Source organism: Ruegeria halocynthiae, from assembly GCF_000743705.1.
Classification (GTDB): Bacteria; Pseudomonadota; Alphaproteobacteria; order Rhodobacterales; family Rhodobacteraceae; genus Ruegeria; species Ruegeria halocynthiae_B.
This window is the reverse complement of the sequence record NZ_JQEZ01000005.1, coordinates 92,002-113,414: the sequence shown is the minus strand read 5'-3', so window position 1 is coordinate 113,414 and position 21,413 is coordinate 92,002. Positions and strand designations below refer to the sequence as shown.

Annotated in this window: 21 protein-coding genes and 1 tRNA gene; 9 read left to right on the top strand and 13 right to left on the bottom strand. The window is 59.1% G+C overall.

The window, feature by feature from the left end:
• The first annotated feature begins 42 nt into the window (after positions 1-42).
• Positions 43-963, top strand: coding sequence for a LysR family transcriptional regulator (locus tag JT51_RS17480; RefSeq protein ID WP_037315781.1), 921 nt, complete (start codon positions 43-45; stop codon positions 961-963).
• On the opposite strand, the gene JT51_RS17475 is transcribed toward JT51_RS17480, so the two are convergent.
• Positions 924-2,618 carry a thiamine pyrophosphate-binding protein gene (locus JT51_RS17475; protein WP_037316330.1) on the bottom strand — a complete coding sequence of 565 codons (1,695 nt, stop codon included), beginning with the start codon at positions 2,616-2,618 and terminating at the stop codon, positions 924-926. The two genes, JT51_RS17480 and JT51_RS17475, sit on opposite strands and share 40 nt — an antisense overlap.
• Before the next feature lie 112 nt (positions 2,619-2,730).
• On the opposite strand from JT51_RS17475, the gene JT51_RS17470 reads away from it, so the two are divergent.
• Positions 2,731-3,429: a GntR family transcriptional regulator gene (locus JT51_RS17470; RefSeq protein WP_037316327.1), complete on the top strand. Its 699-nt coding sequence runs from the start codon at positions 2,731-2,733 to the stop codon at positions 3,427-3,429.
• Positions 3,430-3,432: 3 nt separating this feature from the next.
• Positions 3,433-4,143: an aspartate/glutamate racemase family protein gene (locus JT51_RS17465; RefSeq protein ID WP_037315778.1), complete on the top strand. Its 711-nt coding sequence runs from the start codon at positions 3,433-3,435 to the stop codon at positions 4,141-4,143.
• Between the two features lie 141 nt (positions 4,144-4,284).
• On the opposite strand, the gene JT51_RS17460 is transcribed toward JT51_RS17465, so the two are convergent.
• Positions 4,285-4,361: transfer RNA gene (locus tag JT51_RS17460), tRNA-Ile, on the bottom strand.
• Between the two features lie 107 nt (positions 4,362-4,468).
• Here JT51_RS17460 and purM point away from each other — a divergent pair.
• The 3 genes from purM (at position 4,469) to rnd (ending at position 7,382) form a co-directional block, all read left to right on the top strand.
• Positions 4,469-5,515 carry a phosphoribosylformylglycinamidine cyclo-ligase gene (purM, locus tag JT51_RS17455; RefSeq protein ID WP_037315776.1) on the top strand — a complete coding sequence of 349 codons (1,047 nt, stop codon included), beginning with the start codon at positions 4,469-4,471 and terminating at the stop codon, positions 5,513-5,515.
• Positions 5,512-6,108, top strand: a complete 597-nt coding sequence (gene purN, locus JT51_RS17450; protein ID WP_037315774.1) for a phosphoribosylglycinamide formyltransferase — start codon at positions 5,512-5,514, stop codon at positions 6,106-6,108. The genes purM and purN overlap by 4 nt, the downstream gene beginning before the upstream one ends.
• Positions 6,109-6,224: 116 nt before the next feature.
• On the top strand, positions 6,225-7,382 hold the full coding sequence (rnd, locus tag JT51_RS17445; protein ID WP_037315771.1) for a ribonuclease D: 1,158 nt from the start codon (positions 6,225-6,227) through the stop codon (positions 7,380-7,382).
• Positions 7,383-7,390: 8 nt separating this feature from the next.
• Here the strand turns inward: rnd and JT51_RS17440 are convergent, their stop codons facing one another.
• A complete protein-coding gene (locus tag JT51_RS17440) occupies positions 7,391-7,909 on the bottom strand; it encodes a hypothetical protein (RefSeq protein WP_037315769.1) in 519 nt (172 codons plus the stop codon).
• A 138-nt stretch (positions 7,910-8,047) separates the two neighbouring features.
• Between JT51_RS17440 and JT51_RS17435 the strand changes: the two genes are divergently transcribed.
• Complete coding sequence (locus JT51_RS17435; protein ID WP_037315766.1) at positions 8,048-8,458, top strand: SufE family protein; 411 nt, start codon at positions 8,048-8,050, stop codon at positions 8,456-8,458.
• Between the two features lie 30 nt (positions 8,459-8,488).
• Here JT51_RS17435 and JT51_RS17430 read toward each other — a convergent pair whose 3' ends face one another.
• Complete coding sequence (locus JT51_RS17430) at positions 8,489-9,154, bottom strand: DUF1638 domain-containing protein (protein ID WP_037315763.1); 666 nt, start codon at positions 9,152-9,154, stop codon at positions 8,489-8,491.
• A gap of 192 nt (positions 9,155-9,346) precedes the next feature.
• Entirely contained in the window at positions 9,347-10,045 is a 699-nt protein-coding gene (locus JT51_RS17425) for a corrinoid protein (RefSeq protein ID WP_037315761.1), read from the bottom strand.
• 300 nt (positions 10,046-10,345) lie between these two features.
• On the opposite strand from JT51_RS17425, the gene JT51_RS17415 reads away from it, so the two are divergent.
• A complete protein-coding gene (locus tag JT51_RS17415; RefSeq protein ID WP_037315756.1) occupies positions 10,346-11,410 on the top strand; it encodes a PA0069 family radical SAM protein in 1,065 nt (354 codons plus the stop codon).
• A gap of 50 nt (positions 11,411-11,460) precedes the next feature.
• Here JT51_RS17415 and gltA read toward each other — a convergent pair whose 3' ends face one another.
• Entirely contained in the window at positions 11,461-12,756 is a 1,296-nt protein-coding gene (gene gltA, locus JT51_RS17410) for a citrate synthase (RefSeq protein WP_037315753.1), read from the bottom strand.
• Positions 12,757-12,876: 120 nt separating this feature from the next.
• Positions 12,877-14,277, bottom strand: coding sequence for a glutamate--tRNA ligase (gltX, locus tag JT51_RS17405; RefSeq protein ID WP_037315750.1), 1,401 nt, complete (start codon positions 14,275-14,277; stop codon positions 12,877-12,879).
• A 78-nt stretch (positions 14,278-14,355) separates the two neighbouring features.
• Here gltX and JT51_RS17400 point away from each other — a divergent pair, with 78 nt between their 5' ends.
• Positions 14,356-16,401 (top strand): ComEC/Rec2 family competence protein, encoded by a 2,046-nt coding sequence (locus tag JT51_RS17400; RefSeq protein WP_037315747.1) that lies wholly within the window; start codon positions 14,356-14,358, stop codon positions 16,399-16,401.
• Here the strand turns inward: JT51_RS17400 and lexA are convergent.
• From lexA to JT51_RS17370, 6 genes are all read right to left on the bottom strand, one after another.
• A complete protein-coding gene (lexA, locus tag JT51_RS17395) occupies positions 16,395-17,093 on the bottom strand; it encodes a transcriptional repressor LexA (RefSeq protein ID WP_037315744.1) in 699 nt (232 codons plus the stop codon). The two genes, JT51_RS17400 and lexA, sit on opposite strands and share 7 nt — an antisense overlap.
• A gap of 78 nt (positions 17,094-17,171) precedes the next feature.
• Positions 17,172-18,344 (bottom strand): gephyrin-like molybdotransferase Glp, encoded by a 1,173-nt coding sequence (gene glp / locus JT51_RS17390; protein WP_037315740.1) that lies wholly within the window; start codon positions 18,342-18,344, stop codon positions 17,172-17,174.
• Entirely contained in the window at positions 18,341-18,814 is a 474-nt protein-coding gene (gene moaC / locus JT51_RS17385) for a cyclic pyranopterin monophosphate synthase MoaC (RefSeq protein ID WP_037315737.1), read from the bottom strand. The genes glp and moaC overlap by 4 nt, the downstream gene beginning before the upstream one ends.
• The gene (trpC, locus tag JT51_RS17380) at positions 18,814-19,626 is read right to left on the bottom strand and encodes an indole-3-glycerol phosphate synthase TrpC (RefSeq protein ID WP_037315734.1); all 813 of its coding nucleotides are present in this window, start codon (positions 19,624-19,626) and stop codon (positions 18,814-18,816) included. The genes moaC and trpC overlap by 1 nt, the downstream gene beginning before the upstream one ends.
• Positions 19,623-20,642 carry an anthranilate phosphoribosyltransferase gene (gene trpD, locus JT51_RS17375; RefSeq protein ID WP_037315731.1) on the bottom strand — a complete coding sequence of 340 codons (1,020 nt, stop codon included), beginning with the start codon at positions 20,640-20,642 and terminating at the stop codon, positions 19,623-19,625. The genes trpC and trpD overlap by 4 nt, the downstream gene beginning before the upstream one ends.
• Positions 20,639-21,220: an anthranilate synthase component II gene (locus JT51_RS17370; protein ID WP_037315728.1), complete on the bottom strand. Its 582-nt coding sequence runs from the start codon at positions 21,218-21,220 to the stop codon at positions 20,639-20,641. Before JT51_RS17370 ends, trpD begins: the two co-directional genes overlap by 4 nt.
• Positions 21,221-21,413 lie beyond the last annotated feature (193 nt).

Below are 21,413 nucleotides of genomic sequence, written 5' to 3'. Positions count from 1 at the left end.
TGTTATAGCAATGGTATCAGAAAAAATGATGAGAGTTGCGCAATGTCCCTTCGGTTCCGGCAATTGCAGGCGTTTCACGCGATCATTGAGACCGGCACGGTAACCGGTGCTGCCTCGGTTCTGGGGATATCGCAACCGGGGATCAGCAACCTGCTGTCCCAGCTGGAGCGGGAAACCCGTCTGACATTGTTCGAACGCAACAAGGGCCGGTTGTTGCCTACGCCAGAGGCCGATCTGCTGTTTCGCGAGGTTGATACAGTGGTGCGCGGGCTGGATCACGTGGCGCAGGCGGTGACGGATTTGCAGAACAAGCACCCCGGTCAGCTACAGGTCGCCGCGCCGCACCTGCTGTCGTTTGGGTTCATGCCGCGCGAGATCGCGCGGTTCGCCGCCAGCCGTCCGAACCTGTCAGTCAGTTTCCAATCGCAATATTCGTCCAAGATACAAGAGTGGGTGATCTCGGGCCTGTTCGAGATTGGCATTGTCGAAATGCCCATTCTTCATGACACGCTGAACTTTCAGGAATTCCACTTTGAAACCCTGGCCACTTTTCCAGAAGACAGTGATCTGGGGCAATACGATGTGCTGACGCCTCAGCAGCTGAAAGATGAGCCCTTTATTGTGATGGGCCCCGAACATCAGACCCACCGGCGAACGCGCGATATCTTTCAGGCGGCCGGGTGTACGTGGCGAACGAAAATTCACACCCATCTGTCGGAAAACCTGCTGAGCTTTGTCAAGCAGGGCATGGGTGTGGCCGTGATTGATCCTTTCACGGTCACCTTCGATGCCGAAAGCGGATACCAGACCCGCCCGTTCCGGCCCGCAGTCATGCTGGACATGGCGATCATCACGGCAAGGGGGCGTCCGCTGTCCTCTATCGCGCAAGAGTTTCTGGCACAGCTGACGCCCGCAATCGCGGCTTATGCCACCCATTCCGACACCGGTGCCGCCGCTTCGTGAAGGGGTTGCGAATAGATGTCGACCAGGGTCGGGCCGTCATGTTCAATCGCCTCTTTCAATACGCGCCGCAGGTCGCGTGGATCTTTCACTGTCCATGACCTGACCCCAAAGGCCGAGGCAACGGCGGCATGGTCCGTGCGGTTGAAATCGACGTTGTAATAGCGCTGCCCGAATCCCGTGTCCTGCCCGGCTTTGATCCAGCCGAACACCGCATTCGAGAACACAATTGATGTGATCGGCATGTTGTGGCGCACCATCGTCTCAAATTCACCGCAGGCAAAGCCGAAAGACCCGTCGCCCATCACGGCCAGAGTTTTGACCGACGGGCGGCCGACATGCGCGCCCATGGCGGCACCCAAGGCATAGCCAAGCGCCCCATGCGCGCGGTTTGTGATGAACTGCCGCCCCGACGTCCGCCAACGATAGTGGGCGCTGAAATACGGGCAGGGCGTGCCCGGATCGGCCACGACAATCGCGTCGTCATCCAGAGTGTCCATCAGCGCGGCCATGACCGCCTCGGGGCGGATTGGCGTGTCCTGACTGGCGGCCAGGGGCGTAAATGCGGCCAGCTTCGCCTGCCACGCCGCTTTGGCTTTTGCTGCGCCGCCTTGGGCGGTCAGATCATCCCGTGCCTGTAATGCCTCTGCCAGCGCCTCCAGCGCCAAACGGGCATCGGCGCAGATGGCCACCTGGGTCTGATAGTTTGCACCGATGGCCATCGGGTCGCTGTCGATATGGATGATGGTCGCATCGCGGCCCGGGCTGCGCCAGCGTTCGGTCGTGACCGACCCGGCCCGGCACCCGATGAACAATACGACGTCAGCCTGATCCACAACCGCGCGCGTGGCGGGAATGCCGCCGTTCGACCCCACAACGCCAAGAGACAGGGGATCGGTTTCCGCGATGGATCCCTGACCGGACACGGTTGTTGCAACAGGCATATCCAGCAACGCGGCCACCTGATGCAGTGCCTGTGTTGCGCCCGACAAAACCGGCCCGCCGCCGCAAATCGCAACGGCCGACTTGGCGCTGGCAAGGACATCAGCCGCCGCTTCGATTGCAGCCTGATCCGGGGCCGCAGGTTCAGCCGGATAGCTGCGGTGGCGGTCGTCAGCCCAAATCTCGGCCTCTTCAACCTGACCTTTCTGCGTGTCGAAAGGCAGCGCCAGATGGGTCGCACCGGGGGTGCCGGTGGTCATCGCGCGGAACGCGGCGCGCACCATGGCGGGCAGGCGGGCCGCATCGTCCAGCGATGTGTTCCACTTGGACAGCGGCTTGAACAATGCGGCCTGATCCAGCTCGGTCAAAGGGTATTTGCCCCGGCTTGTGGTCGCCACGTCCGAGGTGATCGCAAGGATCGGCACCGAGCTTTCGTTGGCCTCGATCACACCGGGCAGAATATAGGTCGCGCCACCGCCTGACGGCCCCTCGCACACGCCCGGCTTGCCGGTTACCCGTGCATAGCCATCGGCCATATAGGCCGCATGGCGTTCATCGCGGGTCAGGATGTGTTGAATGCCGTGATCCATCCGCGCCAGCGCATCATAAAACGGCAGGGTCGTGTCTCCGCACAGGCCGAACATGTGCGTCACGCCGTGCGCCTCAAGCATACGCACCATAGCCTCGGCCCCGGTCAGGTAGTTCGTGCCAGTCATCGTCGCGATTCCCATCTGTATCGTTGCTGTACGCAAGTCTGTATACAGTTTTGTATATTGAACTCAAGCGCGCCTTGTGGCACCAGTTCCGTAAATGGCAAAAGGCGGTTTCATGGCGGGTCCACGCGTTGACGATATTTACGAACAGGTAAAGGCGATGGCCGTCTCATTCCGCCTGCGCCCGGGTGACCGCCTGAACGAGGTCGCGCTGTCCCGGGAACTGGGGGTCAGCCGGACACCTCTGCGCGAAGCGCTGAACCGGCTGGTCGCGGAACGAATGTTCGATTTCCGCCCGGGGCAGGGGTTCTTTTGCCGGTCGCTGGACGCCAAAACAATTTTCGACCTGTTCGAGTTGCGCCAGGTGATCGAGGTGGCCGCCGTGCGGCTGGCCTGCGACAAGGCAACGGATGCCGACCTAAAGGCCTTGCGTGATGACCTGTATGCGACCGGCATCGACATTACCGGTCTGACGATCGAGGACGCGGTCAGCCGGGATGAGGCGTTCCATCTGGAGATCGCCAGACTCTCGGGCAATTCCGAGCTTTTGCAGACCCTGCGCCGGATAAACGAGCGCATTCGCTATATCCGCTGGATTTCCCTGAGTCTGGACCGGGTGCAGCGATCGAAAGAAGAACACAAACGGGTCATGCAGGCTCTGCTGAACCGACACGCCGATGAAGCGGCTGATGTGCTAAGCCAGCACATCGCCAAGCGGATGGATCAGGTTCAGGATGCCGTGCGCCACGGGATTTCGAACATCTACATGGAAGGGTCCGATGATATCTCGGCCCGGATAGTTGAAGAGGTTTAGCCGATGATCGCGCAGGGCGGAAAATCGTTGTATGGCGCATCTGTAGGGATATTGATGCTGGATGCCCGATTTCCCCGAATTCCCGGTGATATGGGCAATGCGCTGACATGGCCTTTTCCGGTTCACTACCGGATTGTGCGGAATGCGTCGCCCGATCTGATTGTGCGCCACAGGGGCCACGGGTTGCTGGATGCCTTTGTCGAGGCGGCGCAGGAACTGGTTCAGGACGGGGTGGATGGAATAACCACGAATTGCGGGTTCCTGTCGTTGTTCCAAAAGGAACTGTCCGACGCGGTGCCGGTTCCTGTTGTCACCTCTTCGCTTATGCAGGTGGAGATGGTGAACCGGGTTCTGCCGTCTGATAAGCGGGCGGGCATCCTGACGATCTCGGCCTCGACCCTGACCCCGGACCATTTGCGTTGCGCCCATGTGCCCGAAGGGACGCCGATTGGGTCGACCGAAGGTGGGCGCGAGTTTACGCGCGCGATCCTTGGCAACGAATTGACCTTGGATACCGAAAAGGCGCGGGCCGATAACATTCGGGCCGCTCTTGCGATGAAAGATGAACATCCCGATCTTGGGGCACTGGTTCTAGAGTGTACAAACATGTGCCCCTACGCCGCCGACATTCAGGTGGCCACGGGGCTGCCGGTGTATTCGATCGTCTCACTGGTCAGTTGGTTTCAAGCCGGTCTAAGGCCGCCGATCTACTGACCAGGACGGCTTGGCAATTGGATGGGGCATAACTGAATCATCACGATCACGGGAATCGTCAATTTAAGCTTAGTCACTGGCTGGCCTCGGATTGCGGCAGGGGACTTGCGACAGGGTGAGGTGAGGGAAATTTGCGGATTTTGGTAGGCCCGGAGGGACTCGAACCCCCAACCAAAGCGTTATGAGCGCTCTGCTCTAACCAATTGAGCTACAGGCCCGCCTGAGCGCTTTGCCTATCACGGTGAACGCCCGCGTCAAGCCTGACCGTTGCAACATGTGGCACAATCGAATAACCCGCGCGGGAACCATTCATAAGGGGCTGGCCATGACGACGGGCAAGAACGGAATCACCTATGCCGATGCAGGCGTTGATATTGACGCGGGGAACGCTCTGGTCGACCGGATCAAGCCTGCGGCCAAGCGAACCAACCGATCCGGCGTAATGAGCGGGCTGGGCGGGTTTGGCGCTTTGTTCGATTTGAAAGACGCCGGGTACAAGGACCCGATTCTTGTGGGTGCAACCGATGGCGTGGGCACCAAGCTGCGGATCGCCATTGATACCGGTGTGGTCGATGGTGTCGGCATTGATCTGGTGGCGATGTGCGTGAACGACCTGATCTGTCAGGGTGCCGAACCGCTGTTCTTCCTTGATTACTTTGCCACGGGCAAGCTGGACACCGATACCGCCGCGCGGATCATCGAAGGCATTGCCGAGGGCTGTGTACAGTCCGATTGCGCCCTGATCGGTGGCGAAACGGCCGAAATGCCGGGCATGTATCCCGATGGGGATTTCGATCTGGCGGGCTTTTCTGTCGGCGCGATGGAGCGTGGGGCGCATCTGCCCGCAGGGGTTGAGCAGGGCGATGTACTGCTGGGGTTGGCCTCGAACGGGGTGCATTCCAACGGCTATTCTCTGGTGCGCAAACTGGTCGAAATCTCGGGGCTGGGCTGGGATGCGGCGTCGCCCTTTGGCGATGGGTCGCTGGGTGAGGCGCTGCTGACGCCCACGCGGCTGTATGTAAAGCCGGCATTGCAGGCGATCCGGGCAGGGGGCGTGCATGCGCTGGCCCATATCACCGGCGGTGGTCTGACCGAAAACCTGCCGCGGGTCCTGTCCGATGAACTGGGTGCGGAAATTGACCTGAACACCTGGGATCTGCCGCCTGTGTTCCGCTGGATGGCGGAAACCGGTGGGATTGCCGAGGCAGAGATGCTCAAGACCTTCAACTGCGGCATCGGCATGATCGTTGTCTGCGACGCCGCGCGCGCCGATGATCTGGCGGCATTGCTGACCGAGGCCGGTGAAACAGTCGCCCGGATCGGCACCGTGACCGAGACGCCCGGCGTAGCCTATTCCGGCACCCTGTCGTGAGCCACAAGCGCGTTGCCATCCTGATTTCCGGGGGTGGGTCCAACATGGTGTCGCTGGTCGACAGCATGGTCGGGGACCACCCGGCGCGCGCCTGTCTGATACTGTCGAATGACGCCGAGGCGGGCGGTCTGAAAAGGGCGGCCGAGCGTGGTATTCCAACAGCGGCGGTGGATCACCGCCCGTTCAAGGGCGACCGGGCCGCGTTCGAGGCCGAACTGCTGAGGCCGCTGGAACAGGCGCAGCCCGATATCGTGTGCCTTGCCGGATTCATGCGGGTTCTGACGGGGGGTTTCGTCTCGCGGTTTCAGGGGCGAATGCTGAATATCCACCCGTCACTGTTGCCGAAATACAAGGGTCTTAACACGCACGCGCGCGCGATCGAGGCCGGGGACGCCACGCATGGGTGCTCTGTTCACGAAGTGACAGCGGCGTTGGACGACGGCCCGATTCTGGGGCAGGCACAGCTAAAAATAGAGGCCGGAGACACCGCCGACACCCTGGCGGCCCGGGTACTGGTTTGGGAACATAAGCTATACCCTGCAGTGCTGAGGCGCTTTGCCAATGGTGACAAGACCCCGGTGTTGCTGCCCTGATGACGTCAGGGTGATTTACACCTGCGGGGAATTCGGCCTATGGTCTGCACTACAGCTCGGGACGGCACAGAACTGACGGGCAGACACGAAGAACAAGAGCAAGAATAGCACCGCGCATGAAAACCCTGACAACGACGCAAGAGCTGGCCGATTTCTGCAAGGCCGCGGCGGAATACGACTATGTTACCGTAGACACAGAATTCCTGCGCGAACGCACGTATTACTCTAAATTATGCCTGCTGCAATTGGCGGTGCCGTCAACGGACGAAGACAGCGCCGTTCTGGTTGATCCGTTGGCCGACGGCCTGTCGCTGGAGCCGCTTTACGAGCTGTTCGGTGATGAAAGCGTGGTCAAAGTATTCCACGCCGCGCGCCAGGATCTTGAGATTTTCTGGGTTGAGGCCGGGGTGTTTCCCAAGCCGTTGTTTGACACTCAGGTCGCGGCCATGGTCTGCGGCTTTGGCGAACAGGTCGGGTATGAAACGCTGGTGCGCAAAATCTGCAAGCAGGGCGTGGACAAGACATCCCGCTTTACCGACTGGTCGCGGCGTCCATTGTCTGAGGCGCAAAAAACCTATGCGCTGGCAGACGTGACCCATTTGCGGCAAATCTATGAATATCTGGCCGCAGAACTGAAGAAAACGCAGCGCAGCCATTGGGTGGCCGAAGAACTGCGCACTCTGACCGAGGCCGCGACCTATGATGTTCAGCCCAATGAGGCGTGGAAACGGGTGAAAACACGAACCAACTCGGCCAAGTTTCTGGCTGTGGTGCGCGAACTCGCGCAGTTCCGCGAAACCTATGCGCAGGAAAACAATGTGCCCCGTAGCCGGGTGTTCAAGGATGATGCGCTGATCGAATTGGCATCGACCAAACCCAAGTCCGGTTCCGATTTGGGGGGATCTCGTCTTTTGTTGCGCGAGGCGCGCAAAGGCGTGATTGCGGACGGCATTCTTGCCGCCGTGAAAAAAGGGGTGAACTGCCCCGCTGACCAACTGCCGCATGTCGATAACAGCCGGGAAAAACTAAAGGTCAATCCAGCGCTGTCGGATCTGTTGCGCGTCTTGCTGAAATCCAAAACCGAAAGCTCGGGCGTGGCGGCCAAGCTTATCGCGACAAGTTCCGAACTGGACCAGATCGCGGCCGGCGAACGCGAGGTTCCAGCGATGTCGGGATGGCGGTTCGAGGTCTTCGGTCAGGACGCCTTGAAATTGTGCGAAGGCAAGATCGCGCTGGCGGCAAAGGGTCAGACGGTCAAGGTTGTTTCCCTTTGAAACGGCGCCTAACGGCGCCGGGATTCCAATGCGTTTTGCTGACCTGTGACCCGGACCAAACGAATGTTTTCCAGGTCATCGCGGCTGACGTTCACGGCGTCTGAGACCATCCGGGACCGTTCCGTGCCCTGATTTGTTTGATTGGTCGGGTAGGTGACGCGGTATGTGAACTCCAACACACCGTTCTTTTGATTCTCTGCGCTTTCAACACGAACCAGCTGCGCGTTATACGCCCCTTGCCGAATTGCGGTACCTGAAACGTATACAATTGCGCCGGATGGAATCGGGTCTACCCGAAGCTCGTCAATCTTGGCGATCGGCACGCTGGTATCTTCGGCCTCTGGTCGGGAAAACAGGCTAATGCCCTCACTTTGTTCCGGAACAAGAGCGTTGGCGTCATTCACTGGCGCATCCACTGGCGCGCTGGGGCCAAACCAGTTTGACGGATTGGCCCGCGAGTCGCGCCAATTGCTACAGGCGGACAAGGTCAGGGTGGCGACCATAAGAACGGTAAGTGATTTTTTCATGGTCCCAACGTCCAGAGCATTAATTCCAGCAATGGGTTACCGCAATTTCCGGGCTTTGAAAAGCCACGCCGGGGGCTGGACAGGCGCAGATCGACAACATAGGTCACAATTGTGATCGCAACGAAAGGATCGTCGCAAATGGCAACGCCTGCCTTTGAGGAAATCGTCGAGGATTTCGAGTTTCTGGAAGACTGGGAAGACCGGTACCGCCATGTCATTGATCAGGGCAAGGCGATGGAACCGTTGGATGACGCACTGAAAGTCCCGGCAACCAAGGTTCACGGCTGCGCCAGTCAGGTTTGGCTGCACCCTGTGATCGAAAGCGGGTCGTTTCGATTCGACGGCGACAGCGACGCCCTGATCGTGCGTGGGCTGATTGCGGTGCTGCGATCGTTATACAATGGCCTGCCTGTTCGTGATGTTCCCACGGTCGATGCAGGGGCCGAGCTGGCGCGTCTGGGCCTGAACGACCACCTGTCCGCCCAACGATCCAACGGCTTGCGGGCCATGATCGAACGCATCCGCGACGTCGCCCAAGAAAACGCTTGAAGATCCGGGCGCGGGAACATCCGTGCCCAGTTACTCCTTCGTCCGGCTCGCCCAGTCGGAAAGCGTAGTTTCCAGATCGCCGTACCCTGTGAAACGCCGCTCAAACTCCAGCCCCATACGCTGGGCGCAGTCACGGGCGCGTGCGGTCAGGGCCGGGTCATCCGTCTGCGCCTGATAGACCAGCTTGGTATAGTTGCCAAAATACATGTCCCGCAGTTCAGGATGCCGGTCGAGGCCAAGCGGCTTCCAGACAAAGGCGTCAAATTGTCGGGCCAGAAAATCCGTCAGGTAAAAGGCGGTGATTTCATCGTCGCCATGGGCGTCAAATTCTTGATTCCCTTCGAAAAAAGAATAGCAGTGGGGGCCCTTGATCATCTCAACGCCCATCTCTTCGCAGGCTTTCTGCAGTAACCCCCCGGTGCCACAATCGGCATAGACGACAAAGATCTGGTCGTAATGATCACGGTGTTTGGTGACCGCATCTTCGACGGCCTGGGTGATTTTTTCGGGGTGGATATGCAGAATGGCGGGCAGGCAGGTCAGTTCCAGATGATCCCAGCCGTTACGCTGTTTCAGGTCCAGAATTTCGCGGGCAAGGGCACCGCAGGCCAACAGCAGGATGCGACCGGCCTGATTTTGGCTGGAATAGCCCTGTGTGGTCAGGCTGGCATCATCCGGGATCTGATCCTGCGTCATTGCTGTGCCTCGTTCTTCCTACTTGTCAGGATGACCGGCTTTGGCACAAGCAGGCAAGCCTGATATCGACATGCAGACCCCGGTCAGCGTCGTATTCCGGCGGGCCGGTCGCCGACGACCTGCGGCGAGGGGTCTGTTAACGGAAAAAGGCCGCCCAAAGTCGGACGGCCCCCAACACAAATTGGCGATGGATCAGCCAGCCAGCTGATTGTGCTTGCGTGACACAAATTCCTTGGCGGTCTCGACGGCCACGGCGGCGTCACGGCAATAGGCATCTGCGCCAATGGCTTTGCCGAATTCTTCGTTCAACGGCGCGCCACCGACCAGCACGATATAGTCCTCGCGCAGGCCTTGTTCGATCAGCGTGTCGATCACAACCTTCATGTAGGGCATGGTTGTGGTCAGCAGGGCGGACATACCCAGAATGTCCGGCTGTTCGTTTTCCAGCGCTTCCAGATAGTTCTCGACCGGGTTGTTGATCCCCAGATCGACCACTTCAAAGCCTGCGCCTTCCATCATCATCGACACAAGGTTCTTGCCGATGTCGTGAATGTCGCCCTTGACCGTTCCAATCACCATCTTGCCAACACGGGGCGCACCGGTTTCCACCAGCAACGGTTTGAGGATCGTCATGCCGCCCTTCATGGCGTTGGCGGCCAGCAGAACCTCAGGCACAAACAGAATGCCATCCCGGAAGTCATGACCAACAATCGTCATGCCGCCAACCAAAGCTTTGGTCAGGATGTCATACGGCGTCCAGCCGCGTTCCAGCAGGATGTTCACACCCTCTTCGATTTCTTCTTTCAGGCCGTCATAAAGATCGTCGAACATCTGTTCGACAAGTTCGTCGTCATTCAGTTCGGACAGGACGATGTCTTCTTCATCGGACATGGGGCGTTTCCCTGAGCTGTTCGGGCATTTCGCCCGTGGTGGCGTTTTTTCCGTTTTGGCCATTTCGTCGCAGTTCGACTGTGACGATTGCGACCTTGGCGGCTACGGGACCGACCTATACGGCAAATTATCTGTATTCACGATGGAATTTTCTGCAAGAACATCCTGCATTTCGTTCAGATCGGCCAAGCTGCCGCGCACCTGGCCCGTGCTGTAATTCCAAAAAGGCGCGGCGGGTAATGCTTGTTCAACCGCGCTGTATTCACTATTGAATAGGGTAAGAACAAAGTGAGAACAAACATGATGTCATCCAGCATCCGCAGCCGGGGCACAGCTACGAACGCATCTGGCCGGTTCGAAAAGTTCGAAACTGAGCCCTGTGATGATGGGTGGGGCCCGGATGACGATCTTCCGCCCTTGCGAACGGATGTCAGGGATGAAGTTGCCCGCAGTCTGATTACCTATAACCGGTCCCCCGATCTGCCGTTCGACAGGTCGATAAACCCGTATCGGGGGTGTGAGCATGGCTGCGTGTATTGCTTTGCGCGTCCGACCCATGCCTACCTTGGGCTTTCTCCCGGGCTGGATTTTGAAACCCGATTGACCGCGCGCCCGAATGCGGCGGCTATTCTGGGGCAAGAGCTATCTGCCCGAAGCTATAAGGTGTCGCCCATTGCGCTGGGGACAAATACCGACCCCTATCAACCTGTCGAAAAGGCGCGTTTGATCACACGGGAATGTCTGGAAGTTCTGCACGATTACCGGCACCCCATCGCCATTGTTACAAAAGGGACGTTGATTGAACGTGACCTGGATATTCTGTCGGATATGGCACAGGACGGTTTGGTGCGCGTCGGGATATCTCTGACGACGCTCGACGCGGATCTGTCCCGCCGGATGGAGCCCCGCGCGCCGTCGCCGCAGCGGCGATTGACCATCATTCGCCGATTGACCGAGGCCGGGGTTCCGGTGCGGGTCATGACGTCACCCGTCGTACCGGGATTGACCGATCACGAGTTGGAAGCCTTGTTAGAGGCGGGCAGGGACGCCGGGGCCGATGCGGCCAGTTGGATTATGTTGCGTCTGCCCCGCGAAGTATCCGAGCTCTGGCAGGAATGGCTGAAAACCCATGAACCCGCCCGCGCAGAGAAGGTCATGTCCAAACTGCGTGAGATGCACGGCGGCCGGGATTACGATCCGCGCTGGGGCCATCGTATGCGGGGCGAGGGGGAATATGCCGAATTGATAGCCAAGCGATTTACGCTGGCGGTCAAACGGTTGGGTCTTGCGACGCGCACGGCGGAATTGCGATGTGATCTATTTTCGAAACCGGCGCAGGCGGGGGATCAGCTAAGCTTGTTCTAAAGAAAAAGCCCCGAACGTTTGTCCGGGGCTTTTGATTTCAGACGTGTTGATCAGCGGTTTTCGATATCCACGTAATCGCGGGCAGTTTCGCCCAGATACAGCTGGCGCGGACGGCCGATCTTGTTTTGTGGATCGGCAATCATTTCTTTCCACTGGCTGACCCACCCGACGGTGCGCGACAGCGCAAAGATCGGGGTGAACATCGAGGTCGGGAAGCCCATTGCCTCAAGAATGATTCCGGAATAGAAGTCCACGTTCGGGAACAGCTTCTTCTCGGCGAAATATGGATCTTCGAGCGCCTGTTTTTCCAGCGCCTTGGCAACCTGCAGTTTCGGGTTGTCTTCGATGCCCAGCAGATCCAGCACTTCGTCTGCCGACTGTTTCATCACCTTGGCGCGCGGGTCAAAGTTCTTGTAGACGCGGTGGCCAAAGCCCATCAGGCGGAACGGATCATCCTTGTCTTTGGCGCGGTCGATGAATTCAGGGATACGGTCGACGGAACCGATTTCCGCCAGCATCTCAAGACAGGCTTGGTTGGCACCGCCATGGGCTGGCCCCCAAAGGCACGCGATTCCCGCCGCGATGCAGGCAAAGGGATTCGCACCCGACGAAGACGCCAGACGCACAGTCGATGTCGACGCGTTCTGTTCGTGGTCCGCGTGCAGGGTAAAAATCCGGTCCATCGCACGGCTGAGGATCGGGTTGACCTCATACTCTTCGGCCGGAACGGCGAAGCACATGCGCAGGAAGTTGGAGGCATAGTCCAGGTCATTGCGCGGATAGATGAACGGCTGACCGATGTGATACTTATAAGCCCAGGCCGCGATGGTCGGCATCTTGGCGATCAGGCGGTGCGAGGCGATCTCGCGCTGCTGTGGGTCCGAAACATCGGTCGAATCGTGGTAGAACGCCGACATTGCACCAACAACGCCAACCATAATCGCCATCGGATGCGCATCCCGGCGGAAGCCGCGATAGAAATACTGCATCTGTTCGTGCAGCATGGTGTGGCGGGTGATCGTGGTTTCGAATTCTTCCAGATCCTTGGCAGCCGGCAGTTCTCCGTACAGCAGCAGATAGCAAACCTCGAGGAAGTGCGATTTGCCTGCCAGTTGATCAATCGGATAGCCACGATGCAGCAACTCGCCCTTTTCACCATCGATATAGGTGATGGTGCTGTCACAGCTTGCTGTCGAAGTGAAACCCGGATCATAGGTGAACACGCCAGCCTGACCATAAAGCTTGCGAATGTCGATTACGTCGGGTCCCACGGTTGGCGAATGAACCGGCAACTCGTACGTTTCGCCATGAACTGTCAAAGTGGCTGATTTGTTGCTGTCGGTCATAGTGTCCCTTCCTCATTCATGCGCAAATCGGATCGCTGTCCGATCCTGCGGGCAACGGATGCGCGCAAGCGCGCAGTCCGGGTGTTAGCGGAGCAGCGTTACCCAAATGTGAAACTTTGGTTATACCGCTGCGTCAGAAAGCCGTGCCAGGGTTTCTTCCCGCCCCAGCACAAGCATCATATCAAAAACCGAAGGTGTGACGGCCTTGCCTGCCAGGACGGCCCGTAAAGGTCCGGCCAGCTTGCCAAACTTCAGCCCTTTCGCTTCTGCAAACGAATTCAGGGCTTCCTCCAGTTCGCTTCGTGTCCAGCTAACATTTTGCACATGCGGCGTCAATTCACTCAGTATACCATCGGATACAGAGGCCAGTGCTTTTGCCGCCTTCTCATCTGGTTCAACCGGACGGGAAGTCAGTACAAAATGCGCCTTTTCAAGTAGTTCAGGAAATGTGCGCGCCCGATCCTTGAGGCAATACATCGCACGTTCCAGATCACCCGATTGTGTTTCGGTGAGAGGGGGCTGGCCAGCCGCATTCAGGTAAGCCTCGATTTCATGCCGCAATGCAGCATCGTCGGCAATGGCGTTATGCTGACCGCACAGATTTTCCAACTTTTTCGTGTCGAACCGGGCAGGGCTTTTGCCGATCCCCGCCAGATCGAACCACTCTTTGGCTTGTTGATCGGTGAAAAACTCGTCGTCTCCGTGGCTCCAACCCAGGCGTGCCAGATAGTTTCGCATACCCGCAGCCGAGTAGCCCATCGCCTGATATTCCTGTGCGCCCAATGCACCGTGACGTTTGGACAGTTTCTTACCATCCGGCCCGTGGATCAGTGGAATATGGGCCCAGACCGGAACATCCCAGCCCATCGCCTGATAAATCATCATCTGGCGCGCGGCGTTATTCACGTGGTCGTCACCCCGGATCACATGGGTCACACCCATATCGTGGTCGTCCACCACAACGGCCAGCATATAAACCGGCGTCCCGTCTGAACGTAGCAGGATCATGTCGTCCAGTTGATCGTTGCGGATGGTGACATCACCCTGAACCTGATCACGGATCACGGTCGCGCCATCCTGCGGGGCCTTGATACGGATCGCAAAGGGTTCATCCGGATGGCTTGCGGGATCGGCATCGCGCCAGGGGCTGCGGAACAAGGTGGATTTCCCCTCGGACCGGGCCTGTTCGCGGAAGGCAGCGATTTCGTCTTGAGTCGAAAAACACTTGTAAGCCTTGCCCTCGGCCAGCAGTTGATGGGCCACCTCGGCGTGCCGATCTGCGCCTTCGAATTGGCTGACGATGTCGCCGTCGTGATCCAGGCCCAGCCATGCCATGCCCTGAAGGATCGCAGCCGTCGCCTCGGGGGTCGAACGCTCGCGGTCAGTGTCTTCGATCCGCAGCAGGAACTTGCCTCCCCGTCCACGAGCGAACAACCAATTGAACAACGCGGTACGAGCCCCGCCAATGTGGAGAAACCCGGTGGGAGATGGTGCGAAACGAGTGACAACCTGATCGGACATTGTGTGGATTAACCTTTTGGTAACCGTGTCGGGCATAGTTTGGCGCCTGTCTAACGAGCCGGAAGGACGGGGGCAACCATGCGTGTTCTGGCACGGGTTAAGGCCGCTCTGCTGAACCAGACCGGGCACCTGTTTCAGTGGTCTCCGGTGTGTCTGGCCGTGGGAATCGGCCTGTATTTCAGCCTTCGGTTTGAGCCGGGTTGGCAGATCCATGCGGGCCTTTTGGTTTGGGTGGCATTGATGCTGGGCTTGGGTCGCAAAGCCCAGCCTGGCTGGGCTTCGTTGGCAGTGGCAGGCGCGCTGATCGCTGCAGGATTTATTCTGGCAGGCGTGCGTGCCCATACGGTTGCAGAGCCGGTCTTGTCATGGCGTTACTATGGCCCGATCGAGGGGCGGGTCGTAACCCTGGACCGCTCTGCGTCGGATGCGCTGCGGGTTACGCTGGACAGGGTGCGTCTAGGGGACGTGCCCATGGATCGCAGACCGCAGCGCGTCCGGCTTTCTCTTCACGGCGAGGATGTGCCTTTGGTGCCGGGGCAAAGGATCATGACCACCGGTCATCTGTCGCCGCCACAGGGCCCTGTAGAACCTGGCGGATTCGACTTTCGCCGTCACGCCTGGTTTCAGCGTCTGGGCGCGGTTGGGTACACGCGTGTTCCGGTGATGACGGTCGCACCGCCCGAGGAACGCGGATTGCGGGTGACGTCTTGGCGGATGGCGATTTCCCAACATGTACGAACGATCCTTCCCGGCGAAATCGGAGGGTTCGCCGCCGCCGTAACCACCGGGGACCGCAGCGGAATGGGGCAGGGTACATTGAAAATGTTGCGGGCGTCTAACCTTGCGCATCTGCTGGCGATTTCCGGCCTGCACATGGGTCTGCTGACAGGGTTCGTGTTTTTGATGTGCCGGATTGGGTTGTCCTTAATTCCGTTGCTGGCTTTGCGATTGCCTGTGCGCAAGTTGGCTGCGGTTTGCGCTTTGGTCGCAGCGGTTATCTATTTGTTGCTCTCCGGCGGGAATGTCGCCACGGAACGGGCCTTTGTGATGGTAAGCGTCATGCTGGGTGCGATCCTGATTGACCGACGGGCCATTTCTTTGCGCGCCGTAGCTGTGGCGGCGTTGATCGTCTTGATCCTACGCCCAGAGTCGCTGTTAAGCCCGGGGTTCCAGATGTCCTTTGCCGCAACGACCGCCCTTGTCGCAGTTTTTGGCGCACTTCGGGAATATGGCCCTCTGCCGGGACCAAAGTGGCTGAAACCCGTCGCCGGGTTATTGATGTCTTCGGCTATTGCCGGGCTGGCAACCGCGCCGATAGGGGCCGCGCATTTCAATACGATGTCTCACTACGGATTGCTGGCAAACCTGCTGTCTGTGCCTGTGATGGGCGCTATCGTTGTGCCCGCGGCTGTGGTCGCCGCGCTGTTGGCACCATTCGGGCTTGAGACGCTGGCGCTGAACGTTATGGGCCTTGGCCTGCATTGGATCCTTGGCGTTGCCGAGTGGGTGTCGGGCTTGAGCGGGGCACAGGGCTATGTTGCCAGCCCCCCGCACTATGTATTGCCCTTGTTTGCATTAGGGTCGCTGTGGCTTGCCTTGTGGCAGGGCCGGGCAAAGTGGGTAGGCGTCGCGCCTGTATTGGCGGCCTTCTTGCTATGGGGGCAGGGGCAACGCCCCGAAGTGTTGGTCGCTGACACGGGCGGCCTTGTGGGCGTGATGACAGATCAGGGCCGGGCCCTGAGCAAGGAAAAAGGCAGCGGGTTCGTTGCCTCTGTCTGGCTGGAAAACGACGGTGACGGGGTCGATCAAATAAAAGCGGCCAGCCGGTGGCCTGGGGAGGCAAGCCTTGTTCAGCGTTTCGTCTGGCAAGGCAAAGAACTGATCCACATCACGGGGAAACGCGCAGCGCGCGGTTTTGATGAATGCAGCGAAAACCAGATTATCATTTCTTCTGTTGCGGTGGATCTGATCGGAGACTGCGGTATTTTCGGCCCCAAGCGCCTGTCGGAAACCGGAAGCTTGTCATTCCTGAACGGCAAGATCACCACCAGTAAACAGGCGATTGGAAACCGGTTGTGGTCCCCGGGCGCAGCCGCGAACCACAGGTTCAAACGGGATCAGTAGCTGCGGATCAACCCGACCAGCCGCCCTTGAACCTTGACCTTGTTTTCGGGCAGGACACGGGTTTCATAGGCCGGGTTCGCTGCCTCAAGCGCGATGGCGTTGCCCCGGCGGAAAAAGCGTTTTAGCGTGGCCTCCTGATCTTCGACCAGGGCCACGACAATATCGCCGTTATCGGCCACTCTGGACTCGCGGATCACCACGATATCGCCATCATTAATACCGGCGTCGATCATCGAATCGCCGCGCACTTCCAGCGCGTAATGCTCACCCTTGCCCGAAACCATGCTGCCCGGTACCGCGACGCGGTGCGACACGTGGCTGATCGCCTCAATCGGAACACCGGCGGCGATGCGGCCCATGACTGGCAACTCCAAGGCATCCACAGTGACCGGTTCGAAATTTGCTGGCCGCTGACCCTCGGGCTTGTCACCTTCGATCACACGGGGCTTGAAGGCGGCCGTCGGTTCACCACCAAGGCTTTCCGGCAGCTTGACGATCTCAATTGCCCGGGCACGGTGGGCAAGGCGGCGGATAAAGCCACGTTCTTCCAGCGCGGTGATCAGGCGGTGGATGCCGGATTTCGACCGCAGGTCCAGCGCGGCCTTCATTTCATCGAAACTGGGCGGAACACCGTCTGCCTGAACGCGTTTGTGGATGAATTCCAACAAATCCAACTGTTTCTTGGTCAGCATTGCTCACACCTCGTCGGTTATGCGTTTTCTTTTGTTCTACGCATGTTCACGTTTTGTGTCAATGGATTTGAGTGGCCTTTAAATCGGCAGGTACAGCACCTCATCCCCCGCGAGCCGTGCGGGATCGTGTGGTTCACGCATCAATAACGCGTTGGCCTGCGCTAGAACGCTAAGCAGCGAGCTGTCTTGATCGGTGCAGGCGCGAATGCCGGTATCGTCCAGAACCGCACGCATATAGTGCTCGCGCGGGCCATTCTTGCCGATCGGTTCAGCCAGTTGGGCGCGTTGAAGCGGCGTCAAAACCTGTTCAACACCCAGCATACGGCGCACCATTGGCAGCAAGAAGAGATATCCGCAAACCATTGCGCTTACAGGATTTCCCGGCAGGCCAACCATCGCGGTATCGCCCAGACGCCCGGCCATCAGCGGTTTGCCGGGGCGCATGCGGATTTTATAGAAAGACCGCTCCATCCCTAACTGCTGCGAGACGTCTGCGACCAGATCATATTCCCCAACCGACGCGCCGCCAATAGTGACGACCAGATCTGCGCCCTCGGCCAGCTCAAAGGCCGTCTCCAGCGAGGCGGCAGTGTCGCGGGCAATCGGCAGAATTCGCACCCTGGCGCCCGCGTTTTCCAACAGTGCCTTCAGGCCAAAGGTGTTCGAGGCGATGATCTGATCCGGGCCGGGGGTTTCACCCGGCATCACCAGTTCATCCCCGGTCGAAATCAGCGCCACCACAGGTTTGCGCGCGACAGGCACCGAGGCAATGTTCATCGCGGCCATCAATGCCACGTCTTCGGGGCGCAGAACACGCGGTGCGGTGATCTTGGTGCCAGCGGTAAAGTCGATGCCTGCGGGGCGGATGTTGGTCTTTTGGCCAGGGGCGTCAGTGATTGTGATCAGATCTTCGCGGCGTTCGGTATCTTCTTGAATTACAACGAAATCCGCGCCTTGGGGTACCGGAGCGCCAGTGAAGATGCGAACGGCCTGACCCGCGCCGACAGAGCCTTTGAAACGACGCCCTGCTGCGGATTCACCGATGACTTTGAACATGGCGTGCTGCTCAACCTCGGTCGATTTCAGCGCATAACCATCCATCGAGGACGCAGCAAAAGGCGGTTGATCGCGGGTGGCGCTGACGTCCTGCGCCAACACACGCCCGGCGGCGTCGGCAAGCGGCACGGCTTCTGCCTGCAGCGGAGAAACCAGATCAAACAGCAGCGCGCGCGCGTCTTCAACTGTAATCATTTCGCCTCGTAACGTCCTGATTTACCGCCATCTTTCAAAAGAACTCGGACGCCTCCGATTTCCATGGCCTTATCGACCGCCTTGGTCATGTCATACACCGTCAATGCGGCTGTTGAAACGGCTGTCAGGGCCTCCATCTCAACCCCGGTCTGGCCCGAGGTCTTGACGGTTGCCTCAATCTGAACGCCCGGAAGATCAGGGTCCAGCGTCAGTTCAACCGCAACCTTGGTGACCGGCAGCGGGTGGCACAGCGGGATCAGGTCGGGCGTTTTCTTTGCCCCCATGATGCCCGCCAAACGCGCGATGCCCAGAACATCGCCCTTTTTGGCGCGCCCTTCCGAAATCAAATCAAAGGTATCCCGCGCCATTTTGATATGACCAGCCGCCACTGCTACCCGGTCGGTGACCGCCTTGTCAGAGACATCGACCATATGCGCCTGTCCTTGCGCATCAAAATGGGTCAGGGGCATCACATAACTCCGGGGATCAGCGGATGCGCCAGCAAGTTGCGGGTCGCCGCCGCAACATCGTCCTGACGCATCAGGCTTTCGCCAATCAGGAAACTGCGTGCACCATAACGGGCGATGTCCGCCAAATCTTCAGGCGTGCTCAGGCCGCTTTCGCACACGATGGTCCGGTCGCCGGGAACAAGTTTCGACAAGCGGCGCGTTGTATCAAGAGTGGTCTCGAACGTCTTGAGATTGCGGTTATTTATCCCGATCAGCGGGCTTTTGAGCAGGGTTGCGCGTTCAAGTTCAGCTTCGTCGTGAACCTCGATCAGAACATCCATTCCCCAGTCAAAGGCGGTTTGCTCAAGCTCGGCGGCTTGGTCATCCTCGACCGAGGCCATGATGATCAGAATGCAATCTGCACCCAGCGCACGCGCCTCGATCACCTGATAGGGGTCGTACATGAAATCCTTGCGCAAGGCGGGCAACGAACAGGCGGCGCGGGCGGCAGTCAGGTATTCTTTGGCGCCCTGAAAACTTGGGGTGTCGGTCAGCACGGACAGACAGGCCGCGCCGCCGTCCTCATAGGCTTTGGCCAACGCGGGTGGGTCGAAATCGGGGCGGATCAAACCCTTGGACGGGCTGGCCTTTTTAACCTCGGCGATTAGGCCGTACCCCCGGCGTGTGGCGGCTTGCAGCGCCTTCGCAAAACCGCGAACCTCGGAGGCGCCTTTGGCTTCGCCCTCCAAGGTTTCTAAAGGCTTTTCGGCCTTGTCTGCGGCAACTTCTTCCAGTTTGTAGGCTTTGATCTTGTCCAGTACCGTCTCTGTCATGCGGCCTCCTGAGTCATTCGGGCCAGTGCGGCGATTTTTTCTTTGGCATTTCCGCTGTCGATGCTTTCAACGGCTTTGGCGACACCTTCCGGCAGGTCGGTCGCGGCCTCTGCAACCACCAGTGCGGCGGCTGAATTCAACAATACCGCGTCGCGATAGGCCGAGGGTTCACCGTCCAACAGGGCACGGAATGCGATGGCGTTTTCTTCGGGCGAGCCGCCCAGGATATCCTCGAACGGGTGTACCGGCAGACCTGCGTCTTCAGGATGCAGTTCAAGGTCTTTGACACCGCCATCTTCAAGCGCGGCAACCCAGCTGACCCCGGTGATGGTCAACTCGTCGGTGCCGTCCGACCCGTGCACAAGCCACGCCCGGTCGGACCCAAGCAAGCCCAGCGTTTCGGCCATGGGACGGATCAGGTCACGGTTGAATGCACCAGTTAACTGGCGTTTCACACCGGCAGGATTGGTGAGCGGGCCGAGGATGTTGAAGATGGTGCGCGTTCCCAGTTCTTGCCGCGACGGCATGACATGGGCGATGGCGGGATGGTGCATGGGGGCCATCATAAACCCGATGCCGACACTTTCCAACGCATTTTCAACGGTTTCAGGGCCGACCATCACGTTGATGCCCAGCTGTCCCAAGGCGTCGGCCGCCCCGGATTTGGAACTGAGATTGCGGTTGCCGTGCTTGGCGACGGTAACACCGGCCCCGGCAACCACAAAGGCGGTTGCGGTTGAAATATTCAGCGTGCCTTTGCCATCACCGCCAGTACCGACGATATCCATCGCACCGGCGGGGGCTTTGACGGCGTTGCACTTGGCGCGCATCACGGCGGCGGCAGCGGCGTATTCCTGCACCGTTTCGCCACGGGTGCGCATGGCCATCAGCAAGCCGCCGATCTGGCTGGGCGTGGCTTCACCGTCAAACAGGATGCCAAAAGCTTGTTCAGCCTCGGCGCGGGTCAGCGGCCGGTCGGCGGCAGCTCCGATCAGCGGTTTCAGAGCGTCGCTCATGCGGGGACTTTCATCTCGGACAGGAAATTCTTGAGCAGGGCATGGCCATGCTCGGATGCGATGGACTCCGGGTGGAACTGGACGCCATGGATGGGCAGCTCTTTGTGCTGCAGGCCCATTATGGTGCCGTCTTCCAGCTGGGCTGTGGTTTCAAGGCAATCGGGCAGGGTCGCCGGATCAACCACCAGCGAATGATAGCGGGTCGCCTCGAACGGCGAGGGCAGCCCGGCGAACAGGCCTTTGCTGCTGTGGTGCATTGTACCCATCTTGCCATGCACAATCTCATGGCAGCGGATGACGTCGCCGCCAAAAACCTGTCCGATGGTTTGATGCCCAAGGCACACCCCCAACAAAGGTGTCTTTGTTTCGGCGGCAGCTTCGGTCAGGGCCAAACAGATTCCGGCCTGATCGGGATCACAGGGGCCAGGACTCAGCAAGATGCCCGCCGGGTTCATGGCCATGGCTTCCTGCACATCTAAGGCATCATTTCGCCGAATGACTATTTCGGCGCCAAGTTCGCCTAAATAATGTACCAGGTTGTAGGTAAACGAGTCGTAGTTGTCGATCAGCAGCAGCATTTGGGCACTTGTCTCGGCTTGGGCATTTCGGGCTGGCGATGCAGACCCGTGCCACGGTATAATGTCGGGACATACATGCTCAGGCTTGCGTGGCAGCGTCAAGGGGACATCCTGTTCTTGATACGGCGGCGCGCAGGTAGTGCAGCAGATTGGGCAAAAACGTTCGTAGCAGGACTTACGTGAGAGGCAGTAA

Coding starts and splice junctions, on each gene's coding strand:
- JT51_RS17430 (WP_037315763.1), bottom strand. CDS start 9,154: ATGACGCAGGATCAGATCCCGGATGATGCCAGCCTGACCACACAGGGC.
- JT51_RS17425 (WP_037315761.1), bottom strand. CDS start 10,045: ATGTCCGATGAAGAAGACATCGTCCTGTCCGAACTGAATGACGACGAA.
- gltA (WP_037315753.1), bottom strand. CDS start 12,756: ATGACCGACAGCAACAAATCAGCCACTTTGACAGTTCATGGCGAAACG.
- JT51_RS17440 (WP_037315769.1), bottom strand. CDS start 7,909: ATGAAAAAATCACTTACCGTTCTTATGGTCGCCACCCTGACCTTGTCC.
- lexA (WP_037315744.1), bottom strand. CDS start 17,093: ATGCTGACCAAGAAACAGTTGGATTTGTTGGAATTCATCCACAAACGC.
- trpC (WP_037315734.1), bottom strand. CDS start 19,626: ATGACAGAGACGGTACTGGACAAGATCAAAGCCTACAAACTGGAAGAA.
- JT51_RS17475 (WP_037316330.1), bottom strand. CDS start 2,618: ATGACTGGCACGAACTACCTGACCGGGGCCGAGGCTATGGTGCGTATG.
- rnd (WP_037315771.1), top strand. CDS start 6,225: ATGAAAACCCTGACAACGACGCAAGAGCTGGCCGATTTCTGCAAGGCC.
- glp (WP_037315740.1), bottom strand. CDS start 18,344: ATGATTACAGTTGAAGACGCGCGCGCGCTGCTGTTTGATCTGGTTTCT.
- trpD (WP_037315731.1), bottom strand. CDS start 20,642: ATGAGCGACGCTCTGAAACCGCTGATCGGAGCTGCCGCCGACCGGCCG.
- JT51_RS17465 (WP_037315778.1), top strand. CDS start 3,433: ATGATCGCGCAGGGCGGAAAATCGTTGTATGGCGCATCTGTAGGGATA.
- JT51_RS17370 (WP_037315728.1), bottom strand. CDS start 21,220: ATGCTGCTGCTGATCGACAACTACGACTCGTTTACCTACAACCTGGTA.
- JT51_RS17400 (WP_037315747.1), top strand. CDS start 14,356: ATGCGTGTTCTGGCACGGGTTAAGGCCGCTCTGCTGAACCAGACCGGG.
- purM (WP_037315776.1), top strand. CDS start 4,469: ATGACGACGGGCAAGAACGGAATCACCTATGCCGATGCAGGCGTTGAT.
- JT51_RS17435 (WP_037315766.1), top strand. CDS start 8,048: ATGGCAACGCCTGCCTTTGAGGAAATCGTCGAGGATTTCGAGTTTCTG.
- moaC (WP_037315737.1), bottom strand. CDS start 18,814: ATGCCCCTGACCCATTTTGATGCGCAAGGACAGGCGCATATGGTCGAT.
- JT51_RS17415 (WP_037315756.1), top strand. CDS start 10,346: ATGATGTCATCCAGCATCCGCAGCCGGGGCACAGCTACGAACGCATCT.
- gltX (WP_037315750.1), bottom strand. CDS start 14,277: ATGTCCGATCAGGTTGTCACTCGTTTCGCACCATCTCCCACCGGGTTT.
- JT51_RS17470 (WP_037316327.1), top strand. CDS start 2,731: ATGGCGGGTCCACGCGTTGACGATATTTACGAACAGGTAAAGGCGATG.
- JT51_RS17480 (WP_037315781.1), top strand. CDS start 43: ATGTCCCTTCGGTTCCGGCAATTGCAGGCGTTTCACGCGATCATTGAG.